The organism is Enorma burkinafasonensis, from assembly GCF_902150035.1.
Classification (GTDB): Bacteria; Actinomycetota; Coriobacteriia; order Coriobacteriales; family Coriobacteriaceae; genus Enorma; species Enorma burkinafasonensis.
In genome coordinates this window covers 19,852-30,281 of the sequence record NZ_LR597518.1, presented here as the reverse complement: position 1 = coordinate 30,281, position 10,430 = coordinate 19,852, and the positions used below count along the sequence as shown (strand labels likewise).

The window sequence follows — 10,430 nt, the reverse complement described above, 5'->3', positions numbered from 1 at the left end:
TCCGGACATGCCGTCCTCCGATCTCCCGGGGCCGGCCGATCCGGCCCTCAGGGTATCGGGTTCCCACATTCATCCGCACATGTGCGGATGAATGTGGGAGGTGTTCGGATAAAGTTGATAATCAAGGATTAGCTTTCGTATAGCTACCGTCTCTTACCTTGCTCGCATGCATCCGAGGGTTCGTCTATAATCGGTTCACGCGGCGGCGCGCATGCCGCCCGATGTCGATACGTGCGCCATTAGCTCAGCTGGATAGAGCAGGAGACTTCTAATCTCAAGGTCGAGGGTTCGAATCCCCCATGGCGCACCAATTTCCCCTTTACGGCATCCACCGGTATTCACGCAGACAATAGAATGCCTGCGGCGACTCACCGAGAGCACCCAGCAAGTCGCCGCGATTCCATTTCCGATAAGCCCCTGAGCATTGAGGCGGTTACGGCCCAGCCTTTACCTAGCCGAGCGATTCAAGCGCCGCCGCCTTGATCCCCTCCGCATCGAGCCCGAAGTGCTTGAGCAGCACCTCGGCGGAGGCGGACGTACCGAACGACCGCATGCCCACAAACCTCATCGGAGTCGGGCACCTCTCGGCCAAAAGCTCGGCGACCGCAGCTCCCATACCGGTCGCAACGCAATGATCTTCCGCGGTGACAACATGCCCGGTCTTGGCGGCGCTACGGCAGATGAGCTCCTCGTCCAACGGCGTTACCGACTCGATGTCGATAACCTCGGCGGAGATGCCCTCAGAAGCAAGCAAATCCGCTGCCAAGAGCGCTTGCTCGACCTCGACGCCGCAAGCGAGCAGGGAGACGTCCGTCCCCTCGCGCAGCACGCTCGCCCACGGCAGGCGACCTTGCAGCGGCCCCTCGTAGACCTCGGCGGTCGCGAAACGCGAGAAGCGTACGTATACGGGCCCCTCGATATCGGCGGCCAGCCGGATCGCTGCGCAAGCGGCATGGTAATCCGCAGGCACCAAGACGCGCATGCCGGGAAGACCCCGCATGAGGCCGATGTCCTCGAGCATCTGATGCGTGGCGCCGTCCTCGCCCACCGTGATGCCGGCGTGCGTCGGGCACACCTTCACGTTGAGATGGGATTCGCAGACGGTGTTCCTGATCTGGTCGTAGCACCGGCCCGTGCCGAACGCGGCGAACGACCCGGTGAACACGGTGGCCCCGGTAAGGGCGATACCCGCCGCGACCCCCATCATGTCCTGCTCGGCGATGCCGACGTTAAGGAGCCGGTCGGGGTAGGCGTCGCCGAACACCTGCAACGTGGTCGCCCGCGCCAGATCCGCATCGACCGCGAAGATATCGGCCCCTTCCCGGGCGAGCTCGACCAACGTGGCGCCCAGGGCCTCGCGCGTCGCCCTCTTACTCATCGATCTCTCCTCCTTCGATCGCCTCGCGCTGAGCCGCCAGCTCGGAAAGCGCCTGTTCGGTCTGGACGGCATTCGGAGCACCCCCGTGCCAGCCGACGGTATCCTCCATGAAGGAAACGCCCTTGCCCTTGACGGTATGCGCGATGACGGCACGTGGCCGGGCATCCCGCACCCGTCGCGCAGAACGCAGCGTCCCAAGCAGGCTCTCGATATCGTGGCCATCGACCTCGAACACGCACCAGCCGAACGCCTCGAGCTTCTGGGCGAGATCCCCCAGCGTGCACTCGCTATCGACGGCCGTATCGAGCTCCAGGCGGTTCTTATCGACGATGAGCGTCAGGTTATCGAGCCTGTGGTGGGCACCGAGCATGAGCGCCTCCCAGTTCGACCCCTCCTGCAGCTCCCCGTCACCGACGAGCACGTACACCGACCGCTCGGGAGAGCCCTCCTTCGTCGCCTTCCTCTTGAGCGCCCACGCCGCACCCGCAGCGAGGGGCAAACCCTGGCCCAAAGACCCCGAACAGACCTCGACCCCAGGGCAGGTATTGCTGTCGGGATGCCCCTGGAGCTTCGCACCGAGCGTCCGCAGCGAGGCGATGTCGTCGTCATCGACCCACCCCAAACGATGGAACGCGGCGTAGAGCGCGGGGGCGGCGTGCCCCTTCGAGAGGAAGAACAGGTCCCTCCCCTCCCAGCTCGGGTCGGCAGCGTCGATATCCATGATGCCGCCGAGATACAGGGCAGCGAGGATGTCGACGCAGGACAGCGAACCTCCGGGATGCCCGGATCCCGCCCGCGCGATCATCGAGACCACGTCGGCGCGCATCGCGTTTGCCGCACGGAGCAAATCGCGCACAGAACCATCAGGTATTGCCATCATGGCGCTACCTCCAATCAATATCGGTTGTGAACGAGCGAACGAAGCTTACGAGAGCAGCGGGTTGGGAACGCCCTTGTCGTCGCGGGCGGTCTTCCAGTGGAGCAGGTACCGTTCGCGAACGTCCTTCGCGTGCCGGAAGAGCAGCAGCGTGAGCATGTCGAGCACGAAGAACGTCGAGTTGTGCGAGAACGACATCTGCCCGGTGAGCGCCCGGTCGCGCGTCGCCGCCTTGAGGAACAGCGGCGTGCGCTGGGCGAGCGGGGACGTCTCGTCATTGGAGATGACGATGACCTTCGCCTGGCAGTCCTCGGCGTTGTCGATGATCGCCGCGAGGCGCTTGGAGTGGCCCGAGTTCGAGACCACAATCAGGACGTCATCCTTCTCAAGCAGCAGGGACTCGAGCGACATGGCCTCGGTGTTCACCGGACAGCTCGCATGGATGCCCATCTGCATGAACTTGAACGAAGCGTTCATACTGACGGGAATCGAGTTGCCCACCGAGGCGAACAGCACCTGCCGTGCCGCGAAGATCGCGTCGATGCACTGCTGGACCACCTCCAGGTCGAGCCCGGAGACGGTATCGATGATCTCATCGGTCTTGAACTTGAGGATGGCGTCGATCGATTGGCGCAGGTCATCGGTCGCAAGCGCCGTCGGCTCGTCCGCGGCGGGCTCGATGCCGACGATGCTCTCGCGCGCGAGCGCGAAGCGGAAATCGGAGAAGCTCTCGAACCCGAGACGGCGCGAGAAGCGCGAGACCGTCGCGATCGAGGCGCCGCTCGCCTCGGAGACCTTTTTCACGCCGAGCATGGAGACCTCGGCCGGATCCTGCGAGAGGACGAAGTCGGCGACCTTGCGCTCGGCAGCCGAGAGATGATCGCGCACCGCGCAGATCTGGCTCAGAACCCCGCTCGCAACCCAAGCGCCGACCATGTCAACACCCCCTGCAACCGACACGCCGCTACTCGCACATCAATCGTACTATGTCATCCGCCGTCTGTGCATGGCGAACACGAGCGACCAGCTCATCGTCGGCGAGCTTCGTCGCTACCTTGGAGAGGAGCACCAGGTGCTCCCGAGCCCCCTCGTTGCTGTCGCCCGCGCAGAACAGAAAGACCGTGTCCACATCGCCCCCGTCGAGCGTCTCCCAGGCTATCGGATGCGCGAGCGTCGCGATCGCGACCGCGGGAACCGTCACGCTTGCGCTCTTGCCATGGGGTATGGCGACACCGCCGCCGATTCCGGTGATGCCCTCCGTCTCCCTGAGGTAGACGTCGGCGACGAACGATTCGAGGTCGTCGACGTGCCCCGCTTCCACCAGCAGTTTCGCCAGGAAGCGGATGGCACCGTCCTTGTCGGGGACCTCGACGCCCGTGCGGACTAGCGCCGGCGTGAGAACGTCCTTGAGCTCCATCTCGTCCCTCTCTTTCCGGGGCGGCCGGCAGCGGAGCCGGCCGCCCATCAGCACATCGTGAGTCCGGTGCACGGCACCGGCGCATCAGGCAGCGCGCCAGAAGCCCGCCTTGCCCACGGACCCGAAGAGCTCCATCTTCTGCAGGACCGTCTCCCGCACCACCTTGATGGTGGGGCCGAAGACCTGCGGCGGCATGAAGTTCCCCGTATCCCGGTAGATTCCCATGGCGGTCTGGAAATACACCTGCTTGATATCGCTCGAGATGTTCACCTTCTGGATTCCCAGCTGGCAGGCGCGGGCGATCTCGTCGTCGGGGTTGTCGCTCCCGCCATGGAGCACCAGCGGCACCGGCGAGATGGCGCCGATGCGCTCGAGCAGGTCGAGCTGCAGCTGCGGGACGAAATCCTTCGGGTAGATCCCGTGCGCCGTGCCGATGGCCACCGCGAGCGCGTCGACACCGGTCTTCCCCACGAAGTCGACCACGTCATCCGGGTCGGTGTACACGACGTTCTCGACGCCGCCCTCGTCCGAGTTCCCCATCGTGCCGATGGTGCCGAGCTCTCCTTCCACGGACGCGCCCATGAGGTGCGCGAGATGCACGACCTCGGAGGTCAGGCGCACGTTCTCCTCATACGGGAGCAGCGAGCCGTCGATCATGACCGAGGTGAAACCCGCCTTGATGGCGGCGGCGCAGTCCTCGACGGTCTTGCCGTGGTCCAGGTGGATCGCCACCGGCACCGGGCTCCCTTCGGCGCGCCGTGCGACGTAGGCGAAGAAGTCGGGCGTCGCGAAGTTGAACTCACCGGGCGCGAACTGCAGGATGACCGGCGCGTCGCTTTCCTCCGCCTGCTCGAGCACGGCGCGCACCAAGACGAGGTCGGAGGTGTTGAACGCCCCGACGGCGAACGAGCGCTCCCTCGCCACCCCGAGCAGTTCCTTCAGCGTTACCAGCATCTCCGCCCCCTACATGATCTCGATGTCGAGGTCGTCGAGCTCGTCTTCGGAGAGTTCCTCGCCGAGGTCGAGCGCGTCGGACTCCTCGTTCTGGTCGACGGGCTTCTTGATGGCGGCAAGGATGACGCCGGTCACGACGGAGCCGATCGCGAGGCACAGCAGTGCGCGCAGCGGATCACCGAAGAACGGGAAGGCGATGAAACCGCCGTTCAGAAGCTCGGAGGAGTTCCCCCACATCATGGAGAGGCCGCCGCACACGAACGCGCCGCACACGCAGGCGAAGACCACGCGCACCAGGTCGCGGGCGGCGATGGGGATGACGCCCTCGGAGATCATGAAGCAGCCCATGGGGACCGCGGCCTTCAAGGTCTCCTTCTCCGCCTTGGTGAACTTGTTGCGGGCGATGAGCGCGGCGATGGCGATGCCGAACGGCTGGGTCATGCTGCACATGATCTGGACGACCTTGGCGTCGGTGATCCCCTCGGTGTAGAGCGCGTTCACAAACGCCGTGGCCGCCTTGTTGACGGGGCCGCCGAAGTCGAACGTCACGAAGGCACCGAGCACGCCGCCGTACAGGAAGCGCGAGCCGGAGGAGAGCGAATCGAGGATGGCGGTGAGCTGGGCCATGAGCCACGTGATGGGACCCTGGATCACCGCGTACATGATGATGCCGCCGATAGCCGTCGCGAGGAACGGTATCACCAGCATGCCCTTGAGCGATGCGATCGCCTGGGGCAGGTGGATGTACTCCTTGAACAGGCGGACGAGGATGCCGACGAGCACGCCGCCGAGCATGCCGCCGATGAAGCCGGTGTTCAGGTTGTAGGCGACCCAGCCGATGATGAAGCCCGGCGCCAGCGCCGGCTTCTCGCCGAGCGAGAAGGCGATGTAGGCGCAAAGCATGGGCACCATGAGCTGCATGCCGAGGTTGCCGGTCTGGTACATCCAGTACCCGATGCCGGAGGTACCCAGGTTCGCGACGTCGGTGCCCGCGATGGCGCGGCCGATGGCCATCGTGAGGCCGGCGCCCACCACCAGCGGGATGAAGTACGAGATACCGGTCAGGATGCACTGCTTGGCATCGTTCCAGGAGATGATCTTCTTCATTTACTTGACACCCCTTTTCGCCATGGCGCGCTCGATCTTCTGAACGAACGCGGTCGGGTTCTTCACGACCTCGGACGTGCCGACCTTGACCGTCGGTTTGCCCGAGAAGCGCTCCATCTTGTCGATGGCGACGTCGATCGCGAGGATGACGATATCGGCAGCGGCTACATCGTCCGCGGTGAGCTCGTTCTCGATGCCGATACTTCCCTGCGTCTCGCACTTGATCGTATGGCCGCGCGCTTCAGCGGCCTTCACGAGTTTCTCGCGGGCAATGTACGTGTGGGCGAGCCCCGTGGTGCATGCCGCGACGGCGACGATGTTCATAGCTTCCTCCCTAGCGATAGCGATTACCGGTTGACGATGCGCGGTTTGCCGATTGCGACCCTTGCCTGCTCTCCTTTCAACGCGAGATCCCTGCACGATGCGGGCACGCATGCCCCGTATCCCTGCCGTAGCCTGAACGTCCCCTGTGAGACCTCGAGGTCGATATCGCCTTCGAGTGCGACGAGCACGCGATGCCCATCGAACTGAGGCATCTCAAGGGAGCCGTGAACGTCGGCGACCTCGAGCTCGAAGCCCTCCCCCTGCTCGGGGCCGATGAGCGAGAGAAGCAATCCGCCCTCAGCGGTGAGCAGCGCCTTGGGCTCCATCGCGCAGCGCCTGCGGACCTCGTCCTCGGTATACGTCGTGTAATCGAAGAGGCCGAGGCCGTGCTCGACGTCGAGGCCGCCGAACAGCTCCTCATCGGTGAGCGCGAGGCCGTTCACCTCGCGTTCCACGCGGATGGTCACGTCGTTGCACTCATGGAACTCGACGAACAGGCACCCGGGTCCGACGCAATGCGGCATGCCGGCGGGAACGAGGATCACGTCCCCCTGCTTGACCGAGATGCGGTGCAGGCAGGCGAGCATACCCTCGATATCCTGCTTGAGGAAGAGCTCCTTGAAGAGCTCAGGCGTCACATGCGGACGGAACCCGACGTAGACGCACGGGTCGTCGCAGTCCTCGCGCGTCCGCGCGATATACCACGCCTCGGTCTTGCCCATCGGCATGTCGAAATACCGCCGCGCATCCTCTCTCGTGGGATGGCACTGCATGGGCAGGCGCACCGTGGTATCCCCCACCCGGGCAAGGACCGAGAGCTGCCCGGCGTTGTACTCCTGGAAGCGGGCGCCCAGGATCTCATCCGGATACGCCCGGATGATCTCGTCGAGCGGCAGCGAGCACTGATCGTCAACCGTCACGCTCACCGCATATCCCTTCGGCTTCCCGCTGACGATGGCCCCGATCGAGGACACGAGGAGCTCCTCGCAGTGATGGCCGTCGGGCTCGGGGTCCGCGCGCCGCCACGCAGCCAGTGCGGAGCCGCCGATATAGAACCGGTCTATCCTGTTGTCCCTGAACAGAAGGGGGACGTTTGCAAGCCACGAAGGCACTTCCATACCTACCACCTCTCTCATAGGAGGCTTTGAACGATGCTGGCTGCAACCATAGGAACAACCCCGGCTGGAGGTTCCTCGCACCTTCAGTATGGTGATTATTTTCGCATTGTCTATCTATTTGAGAATTATTTTCATAACCGGTTGAAAATACCCGGTAGACGGTATAGAAGCCCGTAATTGCCTTGGAGCACAGTTGCTATTTTGGACATCCGCAAGCAGACAGATCATTGACAGCGCATGCGATGACCGACCGAAACGATTCGAACACCGAAATGAGCGAACGATAAACGAGACGAAGCTCCACTTTACAGCCAAGATAACAACATCCCGCCCGCTCGGAACCGAACGGGCGGGATATCATTGCACAGCGAAGCGAAATGAGGGATTAGATCTCGATCTTGGCGCCGAGGAGCTTCACGAACTCGCGGCAGCAGGCGGTATCGCCGGGCCAGGCGGGCGAGGTCACGAGGTTGCGGTCGACGACGGCCTGGTCTGCCGGAACCTCCTTGTAGGTGCCGCCGGCAAGATCGATGTCAGGACCCACAGCGGCATAAGCAGTGGCAGTGTAGCCCTCAAGCACGCCGGCGGCGGTGAGAACCTGCGGGCCGTGGCAGATCGCGGCGACGGGCTTGCCGTCGGCGAAGAACTCGCGCACGATCTCGAGCACGCGCGGATAGAGGCGGATGTACTCCGGGGCGCGGCCGCCGGTGATGTAGAGGCCGGCGTAGTCCTTGGTATCGACAGCGTCGAAATCGGCCGTGAGGGCGAAGTTGTGGCCGCGGAGCTCGGTATAGGTCTGCTCGCCGAGGAAGTCGTGGACGGCGGTCGCGATGGTGTCGCCGGCCTTCTTCTCCGGGCAGACGGCGTCGACCTGGTAACCGAGCATCGAAAGCGCCTGGAACGGCACCATGGTCTCGTAGTCCTCGGCGAAGTCGCCGCAGAGCAGCAGAATCTTAGGCATGCAATCAGCCCCTTCGGGTTTCCAGGCGGGAACCATTTCCCGCATAGGTTTCATTATTGTCCGAGCGGGGACGCGTGGCCAATCAGTATTCGATTAGCGGAACGAATGACCCAGCGACCGGTCCCGCAAACGGGGGAGGTTCGCCTACATCTTGTGGTGCTGATAGGTTCAATGGGCTAGAGGCAAGAGTGTCCGCAACCAGCTGCACAACTCGATAGAGACGGAAGCCCTAAAGCCTATCGCCAAACTCCAAGTATTGAATCCACTCCAAATCGCGCACCGCCTGATCCCAATTCGTCTTATCTTCCAAAGAATGCCACACCCCATCGGATGTCTGGTAACCGATGACGTTTAATATTGGCACACGATCTAGGAAGGCCAAGGTCGCCATCTGCTGCTCCTCAAGAGGGGCACCTATGCAATCGAGCAAGAGTGACTGCAGCGCAAACAGTCCGATATCTCGACGTTCAGAAACCTGTTCGTTACCTGCAACATCATAATTAGCCCAGATGAAGTAAGGGGTGCAATACGATCGCTCGTACCATTCCACATCACCGGGACTAGGTGAACCAAAGACCGCTGTGTCAACATCGGATGCCGGCTGATGGTCACCAAAAAAACGACAACAACGGGGCGGTCGATCTCTCTGAGCTTACCAAGAAAATCCTCGAGCTCCCTATCAGAAATAGATATGAGGGAAAGATATTCGGTGAGCATGGACTCCAGATCGTCTTCCATCCACCCCAAATCGAGCCCTATTTGCTCCTCGTCAGGAAGGTCCCAGGCGCCGTACCCCCCATGATTTTGCATGGTGACGTCGAAAATAAACTGCGGACCGCTGTTCTGTTCCAAGATCCGGATGATCTCTTCGTATGTGGCGGCATCGGTTACCCCTGCATGCCGACGCGGGGCATCCTCGGGAAAAGCGCCCTCATCCAAGAATGCGTCAAATCCAATGGCAGGATACACGACATCTCGGTTCCAGTTGTCTCCCGGCATGGGGTGAATAGCGGTTGACGTATAGCCCTGGACTTCCAGAGCTTTCGGAAGCGAGGCCATCCCTGACAAATCATGCGTGATATAGAGCTGGTTTTCGGATCCAAGATAAGCGAGCGCGGCGCCGGTCAGGAACTCGAATTCGCTGTTGCAGGTTCCCCCTCCACAAACCGACGGGTAAACGTACCCCGTATACAGTGCATCGGGAATGTTACCCACGAAGTTAGGGCCCTCATAGCCGGCGTGCAGATTTTCAAAGATGGATAGGTCGGAAAATGACTCGTTCATGATTGCGACAATGGCAGGCCTCTCCGCTTGAAACTGCTCTTCAGCCGCCAAGCGTTCAGGTGATGACCCCCTGTTGTCCAGGTATTCTTGCACGTATGTTTCTAAAAGCCTCTCCGCTCCCTGCGCCGAATAGCCGGCAGGCTCGACAATAATCGAATTCTGATAAAGCGAGATGAATGATGCAACGAAACCCTGGGTCTCGTATACCGCCAAGGAATCCCAGTAGGAACGCGCAAAGCCGAATCTATCGGAAAGATTCACCGTGAAGATTGCATAGAACAATGAAGCCAGTAGGGCAAGGCCGGACAGCGCTCTTGCCATAGCGCAAGCCAAGCGCTTCGGCCGACTTTTCGCCATGGGAGAGCACCCTTCCCCCGCCCCAACCTCCGCTGGGCGCACAAATGAAAGCAGCGCTACCGAGCAGCAGGTGAGGGCCATGCACAGAACCTGCCGGGCACCCACGATGAATGAATAGCCTCCGCTGACAGAAAGGGCAGTGCCCGCTGCAAACAAATCACTCGGCAAAATCGCAGCACCCTTAAACATGGCTACAAAATACTGCGTAAGCCCGATCAGCATCGCGGCAACAGAGGCGATCGCAACGATTGCCCCCCTGCACTGACTAAGAAGATACAGCGCGACGAACACCACCGCCACCGGCACGATATTCAATAGAAGTTTCCATGGCTCAAAGAAGCGAAGGAACTCGTTCCACGGGGACTCGATCGAAAAGCTCGCGAAGACGATCGCGACCAGAAGAACCACGACATCGCGAACATATCTCGCGAGCACGCTACCTTGAAACCGCCCTGATGCAAATCCGGAAACGATACGCACACGAAACAAGATGACGACGCCCGAAAGAGCGATAAGCGCCACCAAAACAAGAAGATAAAAAAGACTACTTGATTGGTACCAACCTTTAGCCCCAATAGCGCACAGAGCTATCAATGACAACGTCGAGGGAAGGAACCACCCAATAGAAGCGAGCGCGGACAATATGCCATCAT

General features: G+C 61.7%; 11 protein-coding genes and 1 tRNA gene. 1 reads left to right on the top strand and 11 read right to left on the bottom strand.

Annotated features, from left to right (window positions below):
* Positions 1-233 precede the first annotated feature (233 nt).
* Positions 234-310 (top strand) — tRNA-Arg (locus FS885_RS08450).
* 141 nt (positions 311-451) lie between these two features.
* Here the strand turns inward: FS885_RS08450 and FS885_RS08445 are convergent.
* From FS885_RS08445 to FS885_RS08400, 11 genes are all read right to left on the bottom strand, one after another.
* The gene (locus tag FS885_RS08445) at positions 452-1,378 is read right to left on the bottom strand and encodes a transketolase family protein (RefSeq protein WP_144744622.1); all 927 of its coding nucleotides are present in this window, start codon (positions 1,376-1,378) and stop codon (positions 452-454) included.
* On the bottom strand, positions 1,371-2,258 hold the full coding sequence (locus tag FS885_RS08440; RefSeq protein ID WP_222419905.1) for a transketolase: 888 nt from the start codon (positions 2,256-2,258) through the stop codon (positions 1,371-1,373). Before FS885_RS08440 ends, FS885_RS08445 begins: the two co-directional genes overlap by 8 nt.
* A gap of 45 nt (positions 2,259-2,303) precedes the next feature.
* Positions 2,304-3,191, bottom strand: coding sequence for a MurR/RpiR family transcriptional regulator (locus FS885_RS08435; RefSeq protein WP_144744621.1), 888 nt, complete (start codon positions 3,189-3,191; stop codon positions 2,304-2,306).
* Positions 3,192-3,219: 28 nt separating this feature from the next.
* A complete protein-coding gene (locus tag FS885_RS08430; RefSeq protein ID WP_186365834.1) occupies positions 3,220-3,672 on the bottom strand; it encodes a PTS sugar transporter subunit IIA in 453 nt (150 codons plus the stop codon).
* Positions 3,673-3,756: 84 nt separating this feature from the next.
* Entirely contained in the window at positions 3,757-4,626 is an 870-nt protein-coding gene (locus FS885_RS08425) for a ketose-bisphosphate aldolase (protein ID WP_144744619.1), read from the bottom strand.
* A 9-nt stretch (positions 4,627-4,635) separates the two neighbouring features.
* Complete coding sequence (locus tag FS885_RS08420) at positions 4,636-5,733, bottom strand: PTS fructose transporter subunit IIC (protein ID WP_144744618.1); 1,098 nt, start codon at positions 5,731-5,733, stop codon at positions 4,636-4,638.
* Complete coding sequence (locus FS885_RS08415) at positions 5,734-6,057, bottom strand: PTS fructose transporter subunit IIB (protein ID WP_144744617.1); 324 nt, start codon at positions 6,055-6,057, stop codon at positions 5,734-5,736.
* A 23-nt stretch (positions 6,058-6,080) separates the two neighbouring features.
* On the bottom strand, positions 6,081-7,175 hold the full coding sequence (locus tag FS885_RS08410) for a class I mannose-6-phosphate isomerase (protein ID WP_144744616.1): 1,095 nt from the start codon (positions 7,173-7,175) through the stop codon (positions 6,081-6,083).
* A gap of 385 nt (positions 7,176-7,560) precedes the next feature.
* Positions 7,561-8,136, bottom strand: coding sequence for a DJ-1/PfpI family protein (locus FS885_RS08405; RefSeq protein ID WP_144744615.1), 576 nt, complete (start codon positions 8,134-8,136; stop codon positions 7,561-7,563).
* Positions 8,137-8,365: 229 nt separating this feature from the next.
* On the bottom strand, positions 8,366-8,527 hold the full coding sequence (locus FS885_RS09965; protein ID WP_186365833.1) for a hypothetical protein: 162 nt from the start codon (positions 8,525-8,527) through the stop codon (positions 8,366-8,368).
* A 23-nt stretch (positions 8,528-8,550) separates the two neighbouring features.
* Complete coding sequence (locus FS885_RS08400) at positions 8,551-10,419, bottom strand: LTA synthase family protein (RefSeq protein WP_186365832.1); 1,869 nt, start codon at positions 10,417-10,419, stop codon at positions 8,551-8,553.
* Positions 10,420-10,430 lie beyond the last annotated feature (11 nt).